We start from the raw sequence: 21,604 nt of genomic DNA on the forward strand, positions 1-21,604 counted from the left end.
ACCACACCGGCACGACACCACACGACGATGACGTTGAGAGGTCTCTGATGCAGAAGCGAAACACACGGTCGACGAGCGCGCACCGGCGAACGGATGCCGTGCCACCGGGCGGGAGGCGCCACCGCAGAGCCGGGGCGGCCGCCATCGCCGCGGCCATGATCGGCACCCTGCTCGCCGCCGCCCCCGCGACGGCCGATGCCACGTTCCCCGAGGTGATCGACTTCGAGGGCTACGAGCGCACGGCGCTGAACGGGCAGGACGGGTGGACGGCATCCGCTGCTCCCCGCGTCGTGGCCGATCCGCTCAACGGCAACAACCAGGTCGTCGAGTCGGTCGGCGGCGGGCAGCAGGCCTTCCGCGAGATCCCGGCGATCGCCGAGGGAACGACCGGCACGCTGTTCTTCCGCTTCCTGCGCACGGGCAGCGTCGACACCTCGTTCGGCCTGACCGACGTCGACGCCCCGAACGATTACACGCACAGCCGCGCATACGTGAACAACCAGAACGACGACGTGCTGCGCGTCCGCGACGGCAACGCGTTCAAGTCCGCCGGCGTCTGGTCGCGTGACGCCTGGCAGTGCGTCTGGATCGTCGCCGACAACGCCACCGACAAGGTCGCCGTCTACAGCCAGGGCGGGGCCTACGACGAGATCACCCGCCTGCCCGAGGGCACCGAGCAGCAGTTCGGCTTCCGTCAGGCCGTGAACGGCGACCTCGACCGCTTCTTCTGGAAGAACGGCGCCACCAGCACCGGGCGTCTGCTGCTCGACGACGTCGCGGTCGACACGACGGGCGAGAACCTCGCGATCGCCACCGGCAACGAGGGCGACTGTGCTCCCGGGGAGACCCCCGCCGAGCCGCTGCTGAACCCGCTGCCCGACCCCGAGCTCTCGAGCCTGGGCATCGAGGTCACCGAGCTCGCCCAGCTGCCCGAGTCGACGACGACCCCGGCCACACAGGACCCGCGTCTGGTGCGGCACAACCGCATCACGCACCTCGACGAGGTCCCCGACGACTCGGGCCGCCTGATGGTGCCCGACAACAACGCGATCCTGTACCTCGTCGACAAGGCGTCGGGCGAGTACGTGCCGTACCTCAATGTGCGCGACGAGTTCGTCGACAACTTCCACAACAGCGCAGGACTGGGCACCGGACTCGGCGCGGCCGAGTTCCACCCGGACTTCGCCGAGAACGGGCTCTTCTACACCGTGCACACCGAGGGCGGCACGGCACTCACCGAGGACACCCCGGACTTCCCGGCCTACGGCAACACGCAGTTCCACAGCGTGATCACCGAGTGGACGGCATCCGACCCCTCGGCGGAGACGTTCTCCGGCACGCACCGCGAGGTCATGCGCATCCCCTTCGGCGGACGCGTGCACACGGTGCAGCAGATCGCGTTCAACCCGACGGCTGCCGAAGGCACCGCCGAGCACGGCATCCTGTACATCCTCGTCGGCGACGGCGGTAACGGTGTCGGCAACGGCAACCCGCAGGATCTCGCCACCCCGCAGGGCAAGGTGCTGCGCATCGACCCGACCGGTGACGACAGCGAGAACGGCGCGTACGGCATCCCCGCCGACAATCCGTTCCTCGACGACGCGGACGCGCTGCCCGAGATCTACGCGGTGGGTCTGCGCGACCCGCACCGCATCAGCTGGGATCCCGAGGGCGACCACACCATGTACCTCGCCCACATCGGCGAGTGGCAGGTCGAGTCGATCTACGCCGTCGAGCCGGGCGACAACTTCGGCTGGTCGGTGCGCGAGGGCTCGTTCCTCGCCGAGAACCGGCAGATCTTTCCGCTGCCCGAAAACGACGCCGAGTTCGGCTTCACCTACCCGGTCGCCGCCTACGACCACAACCGCGACCCCGGCCAGACCGGTGACGCGGGCGTGGCCGTGAACGGCGGCTTCGTCTACCGCGGTGACATCGAGGCGCTGCAGGGCCGGTACCTGTTCACCGATCTGGTGCGCGGATGGGTGCTCTCGACGCAGGCCGACGAGATGGTCCGCAACGCGGGCGACATCGACGATCTCGCCACGATCGAGCAGCTGCGCGTGTTCGAGGACGGCGAGGAGACCACCTTCCAGGAGCTGGTGGGCGACACGCGCGTCGACCTGCGCTTCGGATCGGATGCCGACGGCGAGCTGTACCTCGTCTCGAAGGCGAACGGCAAGATCTGGAAGGTGACGGGCGCCCGCGAGGCGGGCCCGTCGTCGCCGTTCGTGCTGCCGGAGCTGGCGCCGAACGTCGTCACCCACCACGACTTCGACCACCCGGGCGCCGACCCGACGGTCGAGGTCGACCAGGGGCGCTCGGGCACCGACATCGCGCTGATCAACGGCGGCGTCGAGCAGCGGGTCGCCGACCGGGCGTACCCGGGGGCGGGCAAGGCGCTGCAGACGCAGCAGATGAGCCCGACCACGGCCTCGAACGACGACTGGAAGGCCGGGGTCTACGACGCCGCGGGCGTCGACACGCTCGGTGACTTCGCCGGTGCCGAGGAGATCTCGGTGATGGGCTGGTTCAAGCCCACCGGCGATCATCCGGCGCTGAACTCCGGCACCGCCAACCCCGACGACGTCTACAACGCGATCGGTCTCGCGGGCGTGCTCACCGGCACTTCCGACGGCCATGCGGTGCGTGCGCTGCTCGAGGTCATCACGGTCGACGGCGAGCTCAAGCTCGTCGCCCTCGGTCGTCGGGTCGACGGGGCGGGGTCGTGGACGTTCGCGGCCGACCTGCCGTGGGACGAGATCCTGAAGAAGGGGCAGTGGGTGCATCTCGCCGCCACCTTCGACTTCGCCGGCGGCGAGATGAAGCTGTACATGAACGGCGAGGAACTCGCCGGGCGGTACACCGCGGCGAACCCGTGGGGTGGGGGCGCGACGAGCGACACCACGCCCGCGGGCATCAAGATCGGCGGCAGCTTCCCGCAGAACACGCGCGAGGCCAACCCGTTCCACGGTCGCATGGACGACGTGATGCTGCTCGACACGGTGCCGACCGCCGAGCAGATCGCGGCGCAGTACGCGCTCTACGCGGTTCCGCCCGTCGAGCCGCCGGCACCCGCCGCCTGCACGCCGGACGGGCAGGTGATCACCGACGTGATGGGTGAGGAGAACTGGGCACCGCGCACGCCGGCGAAGTGGGACTTCCCCGGCGATCAGATCGTGCTCACCGAGGCGGGCGCGAACCCGAACGACGGCATCCGTCGTCCCTTCGAGTACGCCGTGCTGAACGAGGGGCCCGAGCTCGGATCGTTCGACCTCTCGGCCCAGGTGCGCATCGACGAGAAGGCGTCGGTCAACAACCGCGACGTCATCATCGTGTTCGGGTGGAAGTCCGACACGGAGTACTCGTACGTGCACCTGTCGAAGGACAACACGATCTACCCGCACAACGGCATCTTCACCGTGAACAACGCCGACCGCGTGCGGGTCGACGATCAGTGGGACGGTACGGTCGGCGCCCCGCCGGCGATCACCGACGAGGAGTGGCACGACGTGCGCGTGGTGCGCTGCGACACGGGTGAGGTGGCCGTCTATCTCGACGGACTCGACACCCCGCTGCTCACCGCGACCGACACCACGTTCCCCGAGGGACGGGTGGGCTTCGGCTCGTTCGACAACTTCGGGCGCCTGCGCGACCTGACGGTCACGGCGGCTGCGACCGACGCCACGGCTCCGGCCGTGACGGTCAAGACGGATGTCGGGGCGACGGTGGGCCGTGACGGCGTCTACTCGAAGGTCTCGTTCAAGCTGCACGACGAGGGGCTGGTCGCAGGCCTCGCGCTCAACGGCGTCGAGAAGGACGTGACGGATGCCGTCTGGTCCGACCTCAACGGTGTGAAGCCCGGGGTGTTCGGCGCGGTGGAGGGCGCGAACACCCTGGTCGTGCGCGACGCGGCGGGCAACGAGACGACCGTGCGGTTCACGCTCGACGTCACGCCGCCCACCGTCACGGCCAAGACCGGCTCCGCGTTCACGATCGGCGCCGACGGCGTCTTCTCGAAGGTGTCGTTCAAACTGAACGACGCCTTCAAGATCGACCGCGTGACGGTGAACGACACCGGCACCGACCTGAGCGACAACGTCTGGTCGGATCTGAACAACGTGAAGCCCGGGTCGTTCGGAGCGGTGCTCGGCGAGAACGTGCTCACCGTGCACGACGTGGCGGGCAACGCGACGGAGGTGAGGTTCACGCTCGTGCCGTAGCCGCGGCATCCGTTCGGGAGGCCTCCTGGATCTTCCGGAGGCCTCCCGAATCCTCCGGCGTATGGGCATTCCTCTCCATCGCGCGGGAATCGGCCCGCCGATACGGTTCTCGGAGGCTCGCCCGACGCGGTGAGCGGTGACGAAGCGGGGGCGACATGCAGGACTCATCGACGACGAGGCGGATGTTCGGGCCCGCGCGGGCGGTGTCTCTCGCGTTCGGAGATCCCTCTCCGCTGCTCGCATACGCCGTGCCGTCGGCACTGGCCGCCGCGGTCGCCGGAGGCGTCGCGACGACGGTGGCGGCCGATGACCTGTCGATCGTGAACCACGCTCCCGCCCTCGTGGCCGCGAGCCCGAGTGCGTTCGTGGGCGCTGCCGCGTTCACCGTCGTCCTGGCTCTCGCCCAGGCCTTCGGCCTCACCGCCGCGACCTCCGCGCTTCTCGCCCGCGTCGACGGTCGCCGTCTCCCGGCGCGAGCGGCGTGGGCTCGCGCCGCTCGGCGTCCGGGCGCCGTGGCGATCGCAGCGGCGGTCTCCCTCGTCGCGGCGAGCGTGCTCCTGCTGGTCTCGATCCTCCTGAGCGTCCAGCCCGTGCTGGGCATCGTCGCCGCGATCGTGCTGCTCATCGCCGTCATCGTGCTCGCCCCGCTGGCGCTCGCGTGGCCGCTGCTCGTCGCGGGCACGCATCCGATCGGCGCCGCCCTCGCGGCAGGATGGCGGTCACCGCGGGCGTTCCAGGGGCGCGCGGCCGAGCCGCTCGGCAGTCCGCGCTTCGCCCTCGTCTTCACCGCCGTGTCGACCGGGATCATCGTGCTGGTCATCGGGTGGCTGGCGTCGACGCTCCCGCCCGGCTGGTGGACTCCGGTCGTGACCGCGGGGCTGGCGCTGGTCTCCACCGCCGTGGTCCAGGTGCTCCTGTCTGCGGTCGCGGTGCGCGGGGCCGCGCTGCGCTCCGACGCGCCGCTCACCCCGGACGAGGGGGCGGTGGGTGCGGAGCGGTCACCCGCGCGCACCGGCCGCGGCGGGATGCTGCCCGGCGTGGCCGTCCTCCTGGCTCCCGCGGTCCTCGCGGGTGCGCTGGTCGCGCTGAATCCGTGGCAGGTCCCGGCGTTCGCCGCCGCCGACGTGCACCGTGTGTGGACGTCGCCGCAGATCGTCGGGTGGCAGGGCGGCAGCGTCCTGATCTCGCGTCTCGGCGGCGAGGACGCGACGGTGCGTGCGTGCGACGACGACGCGTGCGGTCCCGTTCGGGAGATGGCGTCGATCCTCCCGTCCGCGATCGCGAGCGCCGACGACGGCGGGGTGCTCTCGGCGTCATGGATACCGGTCGAGGGGGCCGACGATTCCTCCGGCAGCTTCGAACTGCGCGTGACCCACAGCTCCACGGAGCAACTCGCGGAATGGTCGACGATGTCCGAGGCGAGCGGATCGCACGACGCACCGGAGCGCGGTCTGCCGGGTGAGGTGCGGACGCTCTCGAGCGTCGAGGCCGTGTTCGAGGGTGGGAACTCCGTCTTCGCGCGCAGCAACGAGTCCCGCATGGCGGTGGCCGTCGACTCTCGCGGTGCGCTGCCCGTGATCGCCTCGGTCATCCGCCCGCCGGGGAGTGGCGACGACGCCACGCTGGCGCTGGACTTCTGCGCGGATGCCGAATGCTCGAGCAGTGCCCGTACCGAGCTCTCGGTCGAGTGGGCCCTGAGCACGACGAATGCGACCACGCTCGACGTCGTGGCCGCGGAGGACGGCGGATCCGCCGCCATGACGCTCGTGCAGCGCGAGGCCGACGGATACGGGAGTCCGCTCCGTCTCCTGACCGCGACGGTCGACGGCGCGTGGACCGTCGAGACGCTGGATGCGTCGGGTGGGGATGCGACGGCGGACCAGGCCCAGAACGACCTCGACTTCGCCTACGGCGCCCAGGTGGAGCGGGGAGCCGATGGATCCCCCGTGATCCTGTCGCGTGCCCGGGGGAGTGACGTGTTGCGGCTCTTCTCGTGCGCAGACGAAGTGTGCGCCGATGCCGTGGTCACGGAAGTCGCGCAGCACCTCGCCTTCCTGCACATTCCCGCCTTCGTGATCGACACGAGCGGGCGCCCGCTCATCGGCACGATCGACCGCGACGCGAACGTCGCGCTCGTCTCGTGCGACGACGAGGCGTGCCGCGATCGCACGGCGGTCCCGCTCACGGGCCTCGGTCCCTCGGGTGCCGGATCCACCGGCGGATTCGCTCTCTCCGTCGACGACCGGGATCGTCCGCTCCTCGCGGTCGGTGCGCGTCGGTCGGCGTCGACCGCGCCGAGCTCGTTCGAGGGGACGATCCTCACGTGCGCAGCGGCGCGGTGCGGGGGGTCCTGAGGACGCTGCGGTGGTTCCTCACGCTGCGACGGTCGGCGCGCCCCTCCGCTCCACCCGAGTCCAGGCGAGAAGCGCACCGGCGAGGACGCCGCCGACTCCGCCGAGGACCATGTCGCCGATCGTGTCCTGGTAGGTGACGAAGATGTCATCGCTGAGGAAGGCCCATCCCACCCACTCGATCATCTCCCACACCGCGCTGATGGCGAGGGCGAGCAGGGGCAGCATCACGAGCGGCGTGCGCGGTCGCACCCCGGCGTCGCGGGTGAGTGCGGCGACCCCGGTGCGCTCGATCACGACGGCCAGCACGATCGCGAGCACGCCGGTGCACACGCCATGCAGGAGCAGATCCCACCCCGTGATCGTGCGGTAGAGGTCGAGGACGTTGCTCCACGCGGCGACCAGCACCACGACGCACGTCACGACGTCGAACCAGGGCCGCAGTCCGAGCATCCGCGGCAGCATGAGGGCGGGCAGCGCGAGGGCGGCGATGCCCGCATCGGTGGGCTTCAGCCACACCGCCGCGGCGATCACCGCCAGCACCCCCACGACGCGCAGGCCGTCGGCCGCCCATTCCGCCGCGGTGCGCGGCGGGCGCAGGAAGTCTTCTTTCATCGTGTCGTTCTCCTCGCACTGCTCGCGTCGACGGCGCCGACGCGGATCACCGCCTGCACCGCGAGGTGGTCGGACGGATGCACCCCGTCGAAGGTGCGCGCATTCGCCCCCACCGCGCGCACCTGCACGCCGGGAGTGACCGCGATCGCGTCGATGCAGCGGCCCCCGACCCGGGGGCGTCGGTAATGCGTGTAGGTCCCCCACTGCGGGGAGAGGTGCACGTCGGCGACGGCCCGGGCATCGGTCAGCCGTTCTCCGTCGAACAGCGCGCGCACCGAGGCCGAGCGGACATCGGCGTTGAGATCACCCGTTACGACGGCGGGGATGCCCCGCTCCCGGACGAAGGCGGCGATGTCCGCGGCCGATCGGCGCCGCGATCGCCGCGAGAACGGGTCGAGGTGCGTGTTCACGGCGAGCAGGCGCGCCCCGGTCGAGCGGTCGACGAACTCGGCCCACACGGCGATGCGCGGGATGGCGTTGCCCCACCCGGTCGACCCCGGCACGTCGGGGCGGTCGGACAGCGCCCGCTGGCCGCCGTCGACGAGCTGCAGGCGCGTGCCGTCGTAGAGCAGCGGAGTGCCCTCTCCCGTGCCCCCGCGTCCGCGTCCGCGTCCCAGCGACCGGTAGCCGTCGCCGAGCGCTCTCCGGATCGACGGCATCACGCGGGGCAGCGCCTCCTGCAGCCCCAGCAGCGTCGGGCGCTCCGAGGCGAGGAGCGCATGCACGGCGGGAGCACGCGTGCTCCAGCGATCGGCGCGCGCGATCAGCGGCCCCTCCATCGCGCGGCGCACGTTCAGTGTCATCACGTGCAGCTCCGGCGGGGCGGTCGGGCCGATGAGCGTCGCGTCGGCGTTCATCGGCGGCTCCCGCGGGGCGATGACGTGCGTCGGCGGGTGCGATGGGCGAGCATCCGTCCCCACCGCAGCGGCGGGAAGTCGTGCGGCCAGTGCACGAGCACGCTGCGCATGCCGCGGTGCACGCGCCGGCCGAAGTGGCCGCCGGTGAACGGGCGCATCGACATGCCCATCGACAGTCCGGGGAGCGCGCGGATGCGGTGTCTCTCGCCGAGGTGGAAGGCGAGGTCGAGGTCATCGTGCACCTCGGGGTCCTGGCGGTGCACCTCGTCGCGCACCGCGAGCCAGGCGTCGCGGCGGAATGCGAGGTTCGAACCGAACAGGGGACGGTGTCCGAGCGCCAGCCCGGTCACGGCCGCGTAGGCGCCGAGGTACAGCGCAGCCAGGGGAGCGCGGAGAGCGCTCGGGCCGTCGGTGAAGTGCGCCCGACCGGTGAACGCGGCGACGTCGTGCGCGGCGGCGAAAGCGCGCGAGACCTCGTCCACCCATCCCGCGCCCGGGACGCAGTCGGCATCCAGGCGAAGGATCAGATCGCCGTGCGCCGCATCGTACCCGGCGGCCGCGGCGGCGCCGATGCCGGGGTCGGCGCAGGTGATCACGCGGGCACCGGCCGCGCGGGCGACGACGGCGGATGCGTCGCTGGATGCGTTGTCGACCACGACGATCTCGTCCGCCTGCGTCGTCTGACCGGCGAGCGCGGCGAGGCAGAGGGCGAGGAGATCCGCGTCGTCCTTCACCGGGATCACGATCGAGGTGGTCAGCGTGCGCGGCGGATGCATCGGTTCCCGTCTCCCGTGGTGCCGATCGTCGTCGAGATCCTCGGCGTGATCGTCTCGTCCCACGGTAGGCGGGCGGCGCGGAGTGGCGCATCGGGTTGACGCCCGTCGATCCCGCCGCTATCGGGCACCGCTATCGGGAATACGGAGGGGCCGGCGTCTCTTGACTCCCGGTGTGAGTCTTTTCGATCCCGCCGTCTTCGGTGCCCTGAACCTGTCCAACCGCGTCGTCATGGCGCCGCTGACCCGCACGCGCGCAGATGACGCCGGCGTGCCCACCGACACGATGGTGGAGTACTACCGCCAGCGCGCGGGCCAGGGCCTGATCATCAGTGAGGGTGTGTGGCCCGCGGCCGAGGGCAAGTCGTACCCCGGTCAGCCGGGCATCGTCACCCCCGCCCAGATCGAGGGCTGGCGTCGGGTCGCCGACGCCGTGCACGCGGCCGGGGGAACGATCGTCATGCAGCTCATGCACGGCGGACGCGTCTCGCACCCGCTCATCTCGGGTGAGGACCGTGTCGTCGGCCCCAGTTCGCTCGCCGCTCCGGGCCAGACCCGCACGCCCGAGGGCAAGGTCGACCTGCCCGTCGCGCACGCGCTGACCCTCGACGAGATCCCCGTGGTGATCGAGCAGTTCGCCCAGGCGGCGCGCAACGCGATCGCGGCCGGCTTCGACGGGGTCGAGGTGCACGGCGCCAACGGCTACCTCGTGCACGAGTTCCTCTCGCCGGTGTCGAACGTCCGCGACGACTCCTACGGTGGATCCCCCGAGAACCGTGCTCGCTTCGCCGTCGAGGTGACCCGCGCCGTCGCCGCGGCGGTGGGCGCGGAGCGCACCGGCATCCGTCTCTCTCCCCAGCACAACATCCAGGGCGTGCTCGAAGAGGACGACGCCGACGTGCGGGCGACCTACACCGCCGTCGCGAACGGTCTCGCCGCCCTCGGACTCGCGTTCGTCGACGTGCTCAACGCCGACCCGCGCGCCGATCTTGTGCAGGCGATCCGGGCGGCGTCGAAGGCCCCGCTCATCGTCAACTCCGGTTTCGCGACCCCGACCACCCGTGAGGAGGCCGTGGAACTCGTCGACGAGGGTTGGGCGGATGCCGTCGCCGCCGGGCGCCCCGTGATCGCCAACCCCGACCTCGTCGAGCGCTGGCGCACGCGGGCCGAGCTCAACGAGCCCCGTCCCGAGCTGTTCTACGGTTCGACCGCCGAGGGCTACACCGACTACCCGTCGCTCGAGGAGTCGCGCTCGGAGGCCTGACGCGCGCACGTCGAGGCCCGGCGGCATCCCGCCCGCTGTTTCGAGGCCCGACGGCATCCGGAAATGCATCGATCGGTGCGAAACGTCGATTCTGGGGACTGGAAGTCGACATTTCGCACCGATCGATGCGCTCGGAAGAGGGCGCGCGAGGGGTGGGGAGACCGTCAGACGATCGCCGCGCGCAGCGCTGCCGCCGCGTCGCCGACGTTGTCGGCACTGTAGATCGCGCTGCCGGCGACGGCGACCTGCGCACCGGATGCCTGCACCGCGGCGATGCTCGACGCATTCACGCCACCCGCGACCGAGAACGCGACGCCGGATGCCGCGCCGTCGGTGAGGAGGCTGTCGAGGGAGTAGCCCTCCTGCGCCTGCTCGTCGAGGCCGGCGTGCATCTCGACGAACTCCGCGCCGAGGCCGATGACCTGCTGGGCGCGGGCGGCCTTGTCGGCGACGCCGATCAGGTCGACGACGATGCCCTTTCCGTGCTTCTTCGCGGCCTTCACGGCGCCGGCGATGGTGCTGTCGTCGGCGGCGCCGAGCACGGTCACGAGGTCGGCGCCCGCGCCGAAAGCGATGTCGGCCTCGAGCTCACCGGCATCCATCGTCTTGAGGTCGGCGAAGATCACCTTGTCGGGGTGCGCCTCCTTGAGCGCGGTGATCGCCGACAGCCCCTCGCTCTTGATGAGGGGCGTGCCGAGCTCGAGGATGTCGACGTGAGCCGCGGCGGCCGCGGCCAGCTCCAGGGCCTTCTCGGTGCTGAGGGTGTCGATGGCGAACTGCAGTTTCATGGGTGTTCCGTTCTTCTGGGGATGGTGCGAGGGGTGAGGGGCGGTGCGGGTCACTCGAGGTTCGCGTGCCGCGGCCACAGCTCGTCGGCGCTCGATCCCTGGCGCTGCCAGAGCGCGTGGAAGAGCCCGTCGCCGATCACGACGACGATCTGCTCGAACAGGCCGCCCGCGTACTGAGCGGACGCCTCGGCGCTGCGGTCGAGCTTCTGCGCCGCGGGCACCCGCACGCGCACGTCGGCGAGGTCGGAGAGGGGCGACGACTCGGCGGTGGTGATCACGCCGACGCGTGCGCCGATCTCGGAGGCGCGGGTGGCCGCGCGCACGATGGACTCCGTGGTGCCCGAGCCGCTCGCGGTGAGCAGCACGTCGCCCGCCGCGATGGCCGGCGTGGTGGTGTCGCCGACCACGTGCACCTCGAGGCCCAGGTGCATGAGGCGCATCGCCGTCATGCGCAGAGCGAGTCCCGAGCGGCCCGCGCCCATCACGAAGACGCGGTCGGCGTCGGTGAGGAGGGCGGCGAGGTCGTCGAGCTGTCGTGCGTTCGCGACGCTCGTGCGCTCGGCGGCGTGCAGGAGCTCGTTGGCGACGAGGGAGATCGCCGCTCCCGGGGAGATGGTGGCGGTGAGGGGCATGTACCCAGCCTCGCCAGCATCCGACCGTGGGGCGCTCCTGCCTCGGGACCGTTCCCCCTACCCGAAAGGAGGGGGCGGGATAGAGTGGGTGCCCATGAGCGCCACCGACCACACCGACCGCACCGCGCAGACCACGTCGCGCCGCCTGACCGCCGACCACTCCCGCGCGCTCGCCGAGCAGCGCGATCGGTACGCGCTCACGCTGGAGTCCCTGCTCGCGACGCTCCGCTCGACCCGCCTCGACGACCGGGCGGCGCGCACGATCGCTGTCGACGTCGCCGCCGGTGCCCTCGTGGGGCTGCGCACCCTGAACGACGAGCAGGGTGCGGGCCTCGAGCCGGTGACCGGGGCGTTCGAACGGTTGCGTGGAGACCTGCGCCCGCTCGTGCGGTACAGCGAGCTCGACGTGCAGTTCGTCGAGCCGCCCGCCAACGGGCGTGCTCTCCCCGGCGACATCGCGCACTCCGCACGAGCCATCGTGCGCAGCACCGTGCTGGCGATCGTCGACCGCGGCGACACCCGGCGCGTGCGTATCCAGTGGGACTGCGACGGCCTCAACCTGCTCATCGGCATCCGTGACGACGGCCGCGGCGACCTCACCACCCACGACGACACGCTGCGCTCGATCGGCGAGCAGGTGTCGGCCCTCGCCGGCGATTTCTCGGTGTCGGCGACCCCGGGCTGGGGGTCGGAGGTCGGCATCCGCCTGCCCCTCGACCCACCCGCGGATGCCGGCGACCTGCCCGCCGCGATCGACGCCAGTCCCCGTGAGCGCGACGTTCTGCGGCTGATCGCCGCCGGTCGACGCAACCGCGAGATCGCTCACACGCTCAGCGTCAGCGAGAACACCGTGAAGTTCCACGTCTCGAACCTGCTGCGCAAGTCCGGGGCCACCTCGCGGGTCGAGCTCGCGGCGATCGCGCGCGGCTGACCACCCGTTCGGAGGGGCGGACCCGTGCGAACGGGTGGGCGCGTCGGATGCGCGGGATGCCGTGGCCGCGCCGCCACCCCTTGACTCCGCCGCTCAGCGATCTAGCCTGGCTGGCATGTGCCGCAACATCATCCCCCTGAACAACCTCGAGCCCCCGGCATCCGACGACGAATGCCACGACGCCGCCCTGCAGTTCGTGCGCAAGATCTCGGGGACGAACGCTCCGTCGCGAGCCAACCAGGAGGTGTTCGACCGGGCGATCGCCGAGATCGAGCGGTCGGTGCGGAGTCTGCTCGACGGACTCGTCACCTCGGCGCCACCGAAGAACCGTCAGGAGCAGGCCGCCAAGCGCCAGGCGCGCTCGGCGGAGCGCTACGAGGCGATCCGGGTGTTCCAGGACGCGAAGCGCGCCGCCCGCGCCGCCGAGGCCTGACCCGTCGTGCATCGATCGGTGCGAAACGTCGGCGAAGAGGCGCCATGACCGACATTTCGCACCGATCGATGCACGCGGGGAGGGTGCGCTCGGGGAGGGGTCACTCGGCGTCGGGCTGCGGCATCCGTCGCGTCGAGCCCTCGCGCAGCCGCCGCCGGATGCGCACGGCGATGAAGGCCAGCACCAGCAGCGCGATCGCCCCGACCGCGATGTTCGAGATGAGGCCGCTCCACTCCTCGAGCACCGGCTTGATGGCCGGGCCGAAAGCGAAGCCGAGACCGATCCAGATCGCGTTCCAGATGCCCGAGCCGATCAGCGTGTAGAGCGTGAACTTCCACAGCGGCATGCGCTCGATGCCCGCGGGGATCGAGATGAACGACCGCACGAGCGGCACGCAGCGTCCGAAGAGCACCGCCCCGCCGCCCCAGCGGGCGAAGAACGCCTCGGCCTTGTCGAAGTCGTCGTAGTCGAGCAGCGGGATGCGCCCGACGATCCGACGCGTGCGGTCGCGCCCGACCGCGGCGCCGATCGCGTACCAGATCAGTGCGCCGACGAGCACGCCGAGAGTGGCCGCCGCCCACGCGCCCCACGCGCTCATCCGGCCCTCGTAGGCGAGGAAACCGGCGACCGGCAGGATCGCCTCCGAGGGGATTGGTGGCACGAACGTCTCGATGAGGATCGCGATGCCGACGCCCACCTCCCCGAGCGATTCGATGAGGCTCAGCACCCACCCGACGAAACCGTCGTAGGCGGGGGCGGATGCTTCCAGGGCGGGGGCGATGCGGCTCATCGTGTCCTCAGGTGTCGGGGATCGCGGTGGTCGTACCCGTCGACGCTATCCCGTGCACCTGAGTCCCGGCTCAGCGTCTGCCCCGGCTCAGCGTCCGTCCCGGCTCAGCGTCCGAGCTGGAACAGCTCGATCAGCTCCTGACGGCTCGAGACCTCGAGCTTGCGGAACGCGCCGCGCAGCTGCGACTTGACCGTGTTGACGCTCACGTGCTGCTTCGCGGCGATCTCGGTGTTCGAGAGCCCGGCCAGCGCCGACGCCACGACCGCGGCTTCACGACGGGTGAGGGCCTCGGTCCCGGCGACGGCCGTCGTCTCCGACAGCCCGCGCAGGAGGTCGGCGATCCCGGGCTCGCCGCGCTCCTCGATCAGGTCGGCGAGCGTCCGGCGTGCGGCGGTCGACGCCGAAGGGAAGGCGGAGTAGAGGCCGTTCCAGGTGGCGAGCGCCGCGGCGCGCTGCAACAGGTCGTCGCGCTGCGAGGGCGAGCCCGTCTCGGCGGCGATGACGAGGGCCGGGATGATCACACGAGGCCGAGCGCTCGACGCCTGCAGGAGCGGAGCGATCAGGCGGCGTGCGGCGGCGGGCTGTTCGCGCTGCAGCAGACGGCGCGCGAGCAGAGCGGTACCGGTCTGCGCCACGACGCTCGCATCGGCATCGGGCGCGGTGCTCCCGAGTTCCCGGGCCGCGCGGTCGGGCTGGTGCAGCAGCAGAAGCAGCAGATAGCGCACCATGGCCGTGTACTCGGCGTTCACGGGAACCTGGGCGTACTCCGGGGCGAGGCCGGAGACGAAGGAGTCGAACTCCGACATCAGCACCTGGGCCTCGTCGCGCCGATCCGGCGGGGTGCTGTAGGCGCGCAGTGCGAAGTACGGGCCCCAGAAATCGAGCGACAGCGTGATGTCGATCCCGTCGAGGATGCCGCGCGCGGCGTCCATCTCGAGACGATCCATGTGCAGCACGGCATCGGCCATGCGGCCGGCGGCCGGGGCATCCGCGGCCCACCAGGCATCGGCGGGAACCTCCGGAAGCCGGCTGAGCCAGCGAGCCGCGTCGCGCCCGCGACCGTGCAGCGCGTGGATGAGGGCGCTGGCGCCCCCGGACGTCGTGCGCACGAGACGGTTGTCGACCGACTCGGCCCAGTCGTAGCTGCGCGCGAACTGCTCGAGCGCATCGTCGAACCGACTGGCGAGGAAGTACGTCACGGCCCAGTGGTAGTGGAGCTCGGGAAGGGCGTTCGCGAAGCTGGGCACCATCTCGACGGGGACGGCGCGCAGGGTCTCGACGGCCTGGTCGGCGGACGCGGCGGCGTCGGCCAGGCGTCCGTCGCCGCGCGCGGTCGCGATGCGGCCGGTGAGGGCGGCGAGCCGGTCGAGCGGCGGTGCATCCGGGTCGTCCGAGAGGATGTCGGGGTAGGCGCGCCGCTCGGGAATCCGGTTCGACCGTCGGCGTAGGTGCTCCTCGGCGAAGCGCAGGCGCGGGTGCGCCTCGAGAACGGCCGGGGGCAGGGACTCGATCGTGCGGATCAGCAGCTGCGGATGGTCCTGATAGAGGTCGCTCCAGCGCGAGCCCAGGATGCCGATCACCCCGGTCCAGTCGTCGTCGTCCCGCGCGGAGGCGAGTGACCGTTCGAGGTCTTCGGCGGCTCCTGCAGTCATCGAATCGATCTCTCCCTCGTCGTTCCCCTCGACCATCCCAGTCTGGCAGAAGCGACGCGCGCTGATTGCGCAACCATCGCGCGTCGCGGTATGCCCTCCCGGTCGGAATCGCAACCCCCTCGGCGCCGGCATCCGCTCGTCGCAGGATGGCCGGGACGCCGCGCGAATCGTGGCGCAGAAGGGACACTCTCATGACCGACACCACACCCGTCCAGCGGGTCGCCGAGCTCCTCAAGGACTTCCGCTTCGCGATGTTCACCACGCGCAACGCCGAGGGACGACTCGTCTCGCATCCGCTCACCGTGCAGGAGGCCGAGTTCGACGGCGACCTGTGGTTCCTCGTGTCGAAGAGCGCCACGCTCGTACTCGACGCGCAGGCCGACGAGCGGGTGGGCGTCTCGCTCAGCTCGAACGACTCGTGGGTGTCGCTCTCGGGCACCGCGGAGCTGGTCGACGACCCGGCGAAGGTGCGCGAGCTCTGGAGCCCCACGGTCGAAGCCTGGTTCACGAACGGGCCGGACGACCCCGAGGTGGGCCTGCTGAAGTTCACCGCCGAATCCGCCGAGTACTGGGACAGCCCGGGCGGGAAGATCGCCTCGCTGTTCAGCTTCGTGAAGTCCAAGATCACCGGCGAGCCCTACGAGGGCGAGAACGAGACGGTCGAGCTGCCGCAGCGATGAGTGCGGGGCATCCGTCATGCTGGTGAGGACGGATGCCTCGGCGATCGGGTCGTCCGCAGAGAGGACGGTGCCCGTGTCGGTGCTGGCTGGTCGTGTCTTCCTCGCGATCACGGGGGCGGTGTGCGTCGCCGCGCTCGTCGGGGCAGGTGTGGCGTGGCGGAGCACGGGATCGGATGCCGGTGGGCTGGGCATCCTTCTGGCGATCGGCGGCATCGCCGCCGTGCTGTGGGTCGTCGGTGCCGTCCTCACCGTGCCCTTCGTCGAAGCGACGGTCGATGCGCACGGCCTCGTGATCCGGCGGGTGTGGGGTCGTCGCAGGGTCGTGGAGATCGCGGACGTGGACGAGGTCGTGGTGCTCGCCGACCTGATCCTGCCGTCACGCGTGGCGACGGCGCCGAAACCACGGGTCGTCCTGCGGAGGGAGGGTGCGGTGGTCGCGACGTTCACCCCGCGTGATGCGGCCGTCGTCGCGGACCTCGCAAGGTGCGGATGGGCTCCCGTCACGATCGCGGATCCGCTCACCCCATCCGAGGCGACGCGTCGTTATCCGGGCTCGGTCGGGCGCGGCGAGAGGTTCTCGCACGTCCTCCCCCTCGGCGCGGTCGTCGTCGGCGCGGCCGTCGCGATCGGAGCCGTCATCGTCGCCGTCGGGCGCTGACGGTTGTCACGATCGGTGGCCGAGAGCTCCGGCATAGGCTGTCGGCGTGAGCGACGCACTCGACGACGGACCGTTCTTCCACGGCACGAAGGCCGATCTGCGGCCGGGCGATCTGCTGACCGCGGGGTTCCCCTCGAACTATCGCCCCGAGATCGTCATGAACCACATCTACTTCACGGCGATGCCGAACGGCGCGGGTCTTGCAGCCGAGCTCGCCCCCGGCGACCGTGCTCCCCGTGTGTACGAGGTCGAGCCGACCGGGGAGTTCGAGAACGACCCCAACGTCACCGACAAGAAGTTCCCGGGCAACCCCACTCGCTCCTATCGCAGCGCCGCCCCGTTGCGGGTCGTGCGCGAGGTCGACGACTGGGTGCGGTCGGCGCCCGAGGCGCTCGCCGAGTGGCGGCGCAAGCTCGCGGCGCTGCAGGGCGAGGAGCGCGCCGAGATCATCAACTGATCTCAGAGATCCCAGTCGGCGATCGGGTGCACGGGAGCCTCTTCCACGAGCGCGACCGAGCTCACGTGCTCGACCGAGATGACGACGCGAGCGCCCGGCGAGACCAGCACGCTCACCAGCCCGTTGCGGTCGGAGATGTCGACGAACGTGGGCTCCGATCGGGCCGCGGCTTCGATACGCCCCATGAGTTCCAACAGGTCGCGGTCGCCGTCCAGGAGGAACTCGCGGCCATCGATGTCGATGCGTGCTCTCGTGTTCGTCCTCGGCTCGTCCATGCGCTCGACGGTAGACCCGATCCCGGCCGATCCTGAGGGGGTTGCGCGACTCGGATGCCGTTGGTAGCCGTCGCTCCGGCCGACGTCGTGCGACCGCGACTATCGTTTCGACCATGGGTTCATTGCACTACGGCGGCTCCGATTCCCCGATCCGCATCGAGGACCGCGCGCTCGCGCACCTCAAGGTGGCGATCGCCACGAAGCTGCGCCGCAACGAGAGCTTCACGCTGTCGTGGCGGCACAGCGACGGCGACGAGAACGGGCGGTCGACGATCTGGCTGCACCCCTCGATTCCGCTGCGCTTCACGTTCGACGACCCCGAGGCGCCGCAGCTGAACCTGAAGTGGATCGAGCAGCTGATGATGTCGGCGAACTCCTCGGGCGGCATCAGCCTCGTCGACGAGATGCTCGAGACGCCCGAGACGCCCGAGACGCCCGAGACGCCCGAGACGCCGCAGAACTGAGAGACGCTCGCGGGCGGAGGTCCGCTCAGCGACGTACCGGGTCGCCCCCGCCGTCGAGGAATCGCGCGAGGTCGCGCATCGTGGGAGCGGCCTCCCAGTCGCCCGGCACGAGGCAGGCGATCGCACCGCAGGCGTTGGCGCGCCGGAGGCTGTCGGCGATGCCCTGCCCCTCGAGTCGCGCGCTGAGGTAGCCCGCCACGAACGCGTCACCCGCGCCGACCGTGTCGACCACGTCGATCGCGAAGCCGGGAGCGGCGGTGACGCCGTCGACCGTGAAGACGGTCGCCCCGTCCGGACCCTGCTTCACCACGACCTGACCGACGCCCGCGGCGTGCAGCAGCGCCGCCGCCTCGGTCGCGGATGCCCCGGGGTACAGCACCGCGAACTCCTCGGCACCGCCGAACACGAGATCGGCGCGCTCCGCGAGCTCCCGCAGGATGGGCCCGGCGACGGCGACCGGGGCCAGCGTCGAGCGGTAGTTGATGTCGACGCTCACCGTCACCCCGGCGGCCGTCGCGCGATCGACCGCGACCAGCAGCGCCTCGCGCGCCGAGGTCGACAGCAGCGGCGTGATGCCGGTGACGTGCAGGATCGCCGCGCGCTCGATCCACTCCGCGGGGAGGTCGTCGGGCCGCAGCCGAGATCCGGCCGAGCCCGCGCGGTAGTAGTGCACGGCCGTGGATGCCGCGGACGGCCGTTCCTTCACCATGAGCCCGGTCGGGGCATCCGCATCGACGATGCCGTGCACGTCGACGCCCTCGGCGCGGATCTCGCGCAGCACCCGTTCGCCGAGCGAGTCGTCGCCGACCCGGCCGAGCCACGAGACGGATGCCCCGAGTCGGCGCATCCCGATGGCCACGTTGCTCTCGGCCCCTCCGACACCGAGCGCCATCGCGCTCGCGTGCCGGAGGGAGCCGATCTCGGTGGTGCGCATCAGCGCCATGCTCTCGCCGAGAGTGATCACCCCGCCGGGCGTGATCATCCCGCGATCGTCACCCGTCATGAACGCGTCACCAGTCGTGGACGGTGCCGTCGAGCAGACGGTTCACCGGCAGGTACGCCTTGGTGTACTCGTGGCCCGCCGCGGCATCCTCGTCGAGCTCGACGCCCAGGCCGGGGTTGTCGCCCGGGTGCAGGAAGCCCTTGTCGAAGGTGAACGAGGTCTGGAAGACCTCGAGTGTCTGGGCGTTGTGCGGCATGTACTCCTGGATCCCGAAGTTGTGGATCGCGAGGTCGAGGTGCAGCGCTGCGGCCATGCCGACCGGCGAGATGTCGGTCGGGCCATGGATGCCGGACTTGATGCCGTAGATCGCGGCGAAGTCGAGGAGCTTCTTCATGGCGGTGATGCCGCCGGTGTGGGTGACGGCCGAGCGCACGTAGTCGATCAGACGCTCGGTGATGAGCGTCTGGTAGTCGTAGACCGAGTTGAAGACCTCGCCGATCGCGAGCGGCGTCGTGGAGTGCTGGCGCACCAGGCGCAGCGCCGTCTGGTCCTCGCCGGGGGTGCAGTCCTCGAGCCAGAACAGGTCGTAGGGCTCGATGTCCTTCGCGAAGCGCGCCGCCTCGATCGGGGTCATGCGGTGGTGCCCGTCGTGCAGGATGCGCAGGTCGGAGCCGAAGTCCTCGCGGATGCTGGCGAAGACGCCGGGCATGTGGTTCAGGTAGTTGCGGGTGTCCCACCGCTCCTCGCTGGGGCGGTCGCCCGAGCGCTTGGCGGGCTCGTAGTCGTAGCGCACGCCCGGGCCCGACGACGAGACGCCGTAGATCTGGCCGAGACCGGGGACGCCGGTCTGCACCCGCACGGCCGTGTAGCCGAGCTCCTCGTAGCCGGTGATCGCGTTCTTGAGGGCGGCGTAGTCGGTGCCGGAGGCGTGGGCGTAGACGCGCACGCCCTCGCGGCTGGCTCCGCCGAGCAGCTGGTACAGGGGCATGCCGGCCTTCTTGGCCTTGATGTCCCACAGGGCCATGTCGACCGCGGCGATCGCCGCCATCGTGACCGGGCCGCGGCGCCAGTACGGGCCGCGGTAGAGGTACTGCCAGGTGTCCTCGATGCGATCCTCGTCGCGGCCGACGAGCATCGAGGCGACGTGGTCGGCGAGGTACGAGGCGACCGCGAGCTCACGTCCGTTGAGGGTCGCGTCACCGAGGCCGGTGATGCCGTCGGAGGTCGTGATCTTGAGCGTGACGAAGTTGCGTCCGGGGCTGGTGATGTTGACGTCGACGAGCTCGATGGTCATGGCGTTCTCGGTTCTCCTGGTGAAGCGGGGTGTCGTGCGGGGGCGTGATGGGTGTGGTGCGGGGTGCGGCCGAAGGTCTCGGCCGCACCCCGGGTCATGGTGCGCGGTGCGATCAGATCGCGTCGCGCGGATCGGTCAGATCGCGACCGGCGACCTCGGGCATCCAGATCGACGCGACGAGCGCGCAAAGCGTGAAGAACACGAGCATGATGATGATCGGGATGAACGAACCGGTGACGGCCGAGACCCACGCGGCGGCGATGACGGGGCCGGCGCCGGTCGCGATGATCGCCGCGATCTCACGGGCCATCGCGGTGTAGGTGTAGCGGTTGCGGGCTCCGAACAGCTCGGGGAGCGTGAGGTTCTCGAGCGAGGCGAAGCTCATCACCGCGAGGTTGTGCAGCACCACGTAGCCGATGAAGACCTGCGTGGTGTCCTTGCTGCTGATCATGAGCATCGTCGGAACGATGACGATCAGGGCGATGATCGCCCACACCATGTACATGCGCTTGCGGCCGAAGCGGTCACCGAGCCAGCCCGACAGCGGCACCGTGATGAAGGCGACGAGCGACGAGACGATCACGGCGTTGACGCCGATCGAGCGGTCGAGCAGCAGCACGACGGTGATGTAGCTGATGAGGTACGTCTGGATCATGCCGGAGTTACCGGCCTGACCGAAGCGCAGCAGCAGGGCGATCGAGAAGGCCTTCCACGGCTTGCGCTGCATCGCCTCGAGCGTGCGGATGTCTCCGGTCTCGGTGGCGAGCTGGATCGTCTCCTCGCGGGACAGGGCCTTGCCGTCGACGACGTCGTCGCGCTCCTCGAAGACCGGAGTCTCCTTGAGGTTGAAGCGCACCCAGATGGCGAACAGCATGATGACCGCGCTGGCGATGAAGGGGATGCGCCAGGCCCAGTCGATGACCTCGTCCTCGCTGTAGGCGACGAGCAGGATCGCCCAGATGCCCGACGCGAGCAGAGTGCCGCAGTTCGTGCCGAGGGCGACGAGCGAGGCGATGATGCCGCGGCGCTTGGCCGGGGCGTACTCGGCGAGCATGACGCCGGCGCCGGAGATCTCGGCTCCCGCACCGAAGCCCTGGGCGATGCGCAGGAGCACGAGCAGGATCGGCGCGAGCACGCCCACCTGCGAGTACGTCGGCAGGAAACCGATGAGCGTCGTCGCGAGACCCATGAGCAGGATCGTGTAGAAGAGCACCTTGGTGCGGCCGGTCTTGTCGCCGAGGCGGGCGAAGAAGAACGCGCCGACGGGGCGGGCGACGTAGCCGACGCCGTAGGTGGCCATCGCGGCGACGACCGCGACGGCGGGGTTCTCGGACGAGAAGAACAGATCGGCGAAGACGAGCGCAGCTGCCAGCGAGTACAGCTGGTAGTCCATGAACTCGAGCGCGGTGCCGAGCCACCCCGAGATGGCGGCGCGGACGAGGTCGCGCACCGACCTCTTCGCGGTGGGATCGGCGGCCGGGGCCGTCGTGGTGGCGTCTGACATGGGAGGTACTCCTTCGGACCAGA

General features: G+C 70.7%; 20 protein-coding genes. 9 read left to right on the forward strand and 11 right to left on the reverse strand.

The window, feature by feature from the left end; genetic code table 11:
• Positions 1 to 47: 47 nt before the first annotated feature.
• Both KZC52_RS13785 and KZC52_RS13790 read left to right on the forward strand, forming a co-directional pair.
• Positions 48 to 4,220 carry a PQQ-dependent sugar dehydrogenase gene (locus tag KZC52_RS13785; RefSeq protein WP_247624617.1) on the forward strand — a complete coding sequence of 1,391 codons (4,173 nt, stop codon included), beginning with the start codon at positions 48 to 50 and terminating at the stop codon, positions 4,218 to 4,220.
• Between the two features lie 155 nt (positions 4,221 to 4,375).
• Entirely contained in the window at positions 4,376 to 6,574 is a 2,199-nt protein-coding gene (locus tag KZC52_RS13790; protein ID WP_247624618.1) for a hypothetical protein, read from the forward strand.
• Positions 6,575 to 6,592: 18 nt separating this feature from the next.
• On the opposite strand, the gene KZC52_RS13795 is transcribed toward KZC52_RS13790, so the two are convergent.
• The 3 genes from KZC52_RS13795 to KZC52_RS13805 are packed head-to-tail and all read right to left on the reverse strand — an operon-like array spanning position 6,593 to position 8,819.
• Positions 6,593 to 7,186: a DUF2238 domain-containing protein gene (locus KZC52_RS13795; protein WP_247624619.1), complete on the reverse strand. Its 594-nt coding sequence runs from the start codon at positions 7,184 to 7,186 to the stop codon at positions 6,593 to 6,595.
• Positions 7,183 to 8,043 (reverse strand): endonuclease/exonuclease/phosphatase family protein, encoded by an 861-nt coding sequence (locus KZC52_RS13800; RefSeq protein ID WP_247624620.1) that lies wholly within the window; start codon positions 8,041 to 8,043, stop codon positions 7,183 to 7,185. Before KZC52_RS13800 ends, KZC52_RS13795 begins: the two co-directional genes overlap by 4 nt.
• Positions 8,040 to 8,819, reverse strand: coding sequence for a glycosyltransferase (locus KZC52_RS13805; protein WP_247624621.1), 780 nt, complete (start codon positions 8,817 to 8,819; stop codon positions 8,040 to 8,042). The genes KZC52_RS13800 and KZC52_RS13805 overlap by 4 nt, the downstream gene beginning before the upstream one ends.
• A gap of 172 nt (positions 8,820 to 8,991) precedes the next feature.
• Between KZC52_RS13805 and KZC52_RS13810 the strand changes: the two genes are divergently transcribed.
• Complete coding sequence (locus KZC52_RS13810) at positions 8,992 to 10,080, forward strand: alkene reductase (protein WP_247624622.1); 1,089 nt, start codon at positions 8,992 to 8,994, stop codon at positions 10,078 to 10,080.
• A gap of 164 nt (positions 10,081 to 10,244) precedes the next feature.
• Here the strand turns inward: KZC52_RS13810 and hxlA are convergent, their stop codons facing one another.
• Positions 10,245 to 10,868, reverse strand: coding sequence for a 3-hexulose-6-phosphate synthase (hxlA, locus tag KZC52_RS13815; protein WP_247624623.1), 624 nt, complete (start codon positions 10,866 to 10,868; stop codon positions 10,245 to 10,247).
• Positions 10,869 to 10,918: 50 nt separating this feature from the next.
• Complete coding sequence (hxlB, locus tag KZC52_RS13820; protein ID WP_247624624.1) at positions 10,919 to 11,500, reverse strand: 6-phospho-3-hexuloisomerase; 582 nt, start codon at positions 11,498 to 11,500, stop codon at positions 10,919 to 10,921.
• Between the two features lie 94 nt (positions 11,501 to 11,594).
• Between hxlB and KZC52_RS17435 the strand changes: the two genes are divergently transcribed.
• Together KZC52_RS17435 and KZC52_RS13830 are read left to right on the forward strand one after the other, a co-directional pair.
• A complete protein-coding gene (locus KZC52_RS17435; protein ID WP_281731266.1) occupies positions 11,595 to 12,431 on the forward strand; it encodes a helix-turn-helix transcriptional regulator in 837 nt (278 codons plus the stop codon).
• Positions 12,432 to 12,546: 115 nt separating this feature from the next.
• On the forward strand, positions 12,547 to 12,864 hold the full coding sequence (locus KZC52_RS13830; protein ID WP_247624625.1) for a DUF2277 domain-containing protein: 318 nt from the start codon (positions 12,547 to 12,549) through the stop codon (positions 12,862 to 12,864).
• 100 nt (positions 12,865 to 12,964) lie between these two features.
• On the opposite strand, the gene KZC52_RS13835 is transcribed toward KZC52_RS13830, so the two are convergent.
• The gene (locus KZC52_RS13835; protein WP_247624626.1) at positions 12,965 to 13,654 is read right to left on the reverse strand and encodes a DedA family protein; all 690 of its coding nucleotides are present in this window, start codon (positions 13,652 to 13,654) and stop codon (positions 12,965 to 12,967) included.
• A 104-nt stretch (positions 13,655 to 13,758) separates the two neighbouring features.
• Complete coding sequence (locus tag KZC52_RS13840) at positions 13,759 to 15,306, reverse strand: helix-turn-helix transcriptional regulator (protein WP_247624627.1); 1,548 nt, start codon at positions 15,304 to 15,306, stop codon at positions 13,759 to 13,761.
• Between the two features lie 191 nt (positions 15,307 to 15,497).
• Here KZC52_RS13840 and KZC52_RS13845 point away from each other — a divergent pair, with 191 nt between their 5' ends.
• From KZC52_RS13845 to arr, 3 genes are read left to right on the forward strand one after another with little or no spacing between them, the layout of a single operon-like run.
• A complete protein-coding gene (locus KZC52_RS13845; RefSeq protein ID WP_247624628.1) occupies positions 15,498 to 15,986 on the forward strand; it encodes a pyridoxamine 5'-phosphate oxidase family protein in 489 nt (162 codons plus the stop codon).
• 16 nt (positions 15,987 to 16,002) lie between these two features.
• Entirely contained in the window at positions 16,003 to 16,644 is a 642-nt protein-coding gene (locus KZC52_RS13850) for a hypothetical protein (protein WP_247624629.1), read from the forward strand.
• Positions 16,645 to 16,690: 46 nt separating this feature from the next.
• Positions 16,691 to 17,101: an NAD(+)--rifampin ADP-ribosyltransferase gene (gene arr, locus KZC52_RS13855; RefSeq protein WP_247624630.1), complete on the forward strand. Its 411-nt coding sequence runs from the start codon at positions 16,691 to 16,693 to the stop codon at positions 17,099 to 17,101.
• 2 nt (positions 17,102 to 17,103) lie between these two features.
• Here the strand turns inward: arr and KZC52_RS13860 are convergent, their stop codons facing one another.
• Positions 17,104 to 17,376 (reverse strand): hypothetical protein, encoded by a 273-nt coding sequence (locus tag KZC52_RS13860; protein WP_247624631.1) that lies wholly within the window; start codon positions 17,374 to 17,376, stop codon positions 17,104 to 17,106.
• 113 nt (positions 17,377 to 17,489) lie between these two features.
• On the opposite strand from KZC52_RS13860, the gene KZC52_RS13865 reads away from it, so the two are divergent.
• A complete protein-coding gene (locus tag KZC52_RS13865) occupies positions 17,490 to 17,840 on the forward strand; it encodes a DUF7882 family protein (RefSeq protein ID WP_247624632.1) in 351 nt (116 codons plus the stop codon).
• 25 nt (positions 17,841 to 17,865) lie between these two features.
• On the opposite strand, the gene KZC52_RS13870 is transcribed toward KZC52_RS13865, so the two are convergent.
• The 3 genes from KZC52_RS13870 to KZC52_RS13880 all read right to left on the reverse strand — a co-directional run bounded on the left by KZC52_RS13870 (position 17,866) and on the right by KZC52_RS13880 (position 21,581).
• Positions 17,866 to 18,822 (reverse strand): sugar kinase, encoded by a 957-nt coding sequence (locus tag KZC52_RS13870; protein WP_247624633.1) that lies wholly within the window; start codon positions 18,820 to 18,822, stop codon positions 17,866 to 17,868.
• Between the two features lie 28 nt (positions 18,823 to 18,850).
• The gene (manD, locus tag KZC52_RS13875) at positions 18,851 to 20,077 is read right to left on the reverse strand and encodes a D-mannonate dehydratase ManD (RefSeq protein ID WP_247624634.1); all 1,227 of its coding nucleotides are present in this window, start codon (positions 20,075 to 20,077) and stop codon (positions 18,851 to 18,853) included.
• 112 nt (positions 20,078 to 20,189) lie between these two features.
• A complete protein-coding gene (locus tag KZC52_RS13880) occupies positions 20,190 to 21,581 on the reverse strand; it encodes an MFS transporter (RefSeq protein WP_247624635.1) in 1,392 nt (463 codons plus the stop codon).
• Positions 21,582 to 21,604 lie beyond the last annotated feature (23 nt).

It is taken from the genome of Microbacterium galbinum (assembly GCF_023091225.1).
Taxonomy (GTDB): domain Bacteria; phylum Actinomycetota; class Actinomycetes; order Actinomycetales; family Microbacteriaceae; genus Microbacterium; species Microbacterium galbinum.

Excerpts from the sequence above, each read along its gene's own strand:
- KZC52_RS13790 (WP_247624618.1), top strand. The coding sequence starts at position 4,376 with ATGCAGGACTCATCGACGACGAGGCGGATGTTCGGGCCCGCGCGGGCG.
- KZC52_RS13840 (WP_247624627.1), bottom strand. The coding sequence starts at position 15,306 with ATGACTGCAGGAGCCGCCGAAGACCTCGAACGGTCACTCGCCTCCGCG.
- KZC52_RS13805 (WP_247624621.1), bottom strand. The coding sequence starts at position 8,819 with ATGCATCCGCCGCGCACGCTGACCACCTCGATCGTGATCCCGGTGAAG.
- KZC52_RS13835 (WP_247624626.1), bottom strand. The coding sequence starts at position 13,654 with ATGAGCCGCATCGCCCCCGCCCTGGAAGCATCCGCCCCCGCCTACGAC.
- KZC52_RS13880 (WP_247624635.1), bottom strand. The coding sequence starts at position 21,581 with ATGTCAGACGCCACCACGACGGCCCCGGCCGCCGATCCCACCGCGAAG.
- KZC52_RS13795 (WP_247624619.1), bottom strand. The coding sequence starts at position 7,186 with ATGAAAGAAGACTTCCTGCGCCCGCCGCGCACCGCGGCGGAATGGGCG.
- KZC52_RS13785 (WP_247624617.1), top strand. The coding sequence starts at position 48 with ATGCAGAAGCGAAACACACGGTCGACGAGCGCGCACCGGCGAACGGAT.
- manD (WP_247624634.1), bottom strand. The coding sequence starts at position 20,077 with ATGACCATCGAGCTCGTCGACGTCAACATCACCAGCCCCGGACGCAAC.
- hxlA (WP_247624623.1), bottom strand. The coding sequence starts at position 10,868 with ATGAAACTGCAGTTCGCCATCGACACCCTCAGCACCGAGAAGGCCCTG.
- KZC52_RS13870 (WP_247624633.1), bottom strand. The coding sequence starts at position 18,822 with ATGATCACGCCCGGCGGGGTGATCACTCTCGGCGAGAGCATGGCGCTG.
- KZC52_RS17435 (WP_281731266.1), top strand. The coding sequence starts at position 11,595 with ATGAGCGCCACCGACCACACCGACCGCACCGCGCAGACCACGTCGCGC.
- KZC52_RS13845 (WP_247624628.1), top strand. The coding sequence starts at position 15,498 with ATGACCGACACCACACCCGTCCAGCGGGTCGCCGAGCTCCTCAAGGAC.
- KZC52_RS13850 (WP_247624629.1), top strand. The coding sequence starts at position 16,003 with ATGCTGGTGAGGACGGATGCCTCGGCGATCGGGTCGTCCGCAGAGAGG.
- hxlB (WP_247624624.1), bottom strand. The coding sequence starts at position 11,500 with ATGCCCCTCACCGCCACCATCTCCCCGGGAGCGGCGATCTCCCTCGTC.
- KZC52_RS13860 (WP_247624631.1), bottom strand. The coding sequence starts at position 17,376 with ATGGACGAGCCGAGGACGAACACGAGAGCACGCATCGACATCGATGGC.
- KZC52_RS13830 (WP_247624625.1), top strand. The coding sequence starts at position 12,547 with ATGTGCCGCAACATCATCCCCCTGAACAACCTCGAGCCCCCGGCATCC.
- KZC52_RS13800 (WP_247624620.1), bottom strand. The coding sequence starts at position 8,043 with ATGAACGCCGACGCGACGCTCATCGGCCCGACCGCCCCGCCGGAGCTG.
- KZC52_RS13865 (WP_247624632.1), top strand. The coding sequence starts at position 17,490 with ATGGGTTCATTGCACTACGGCGGCTCCGATTCCCCGATCCGCATCGAG.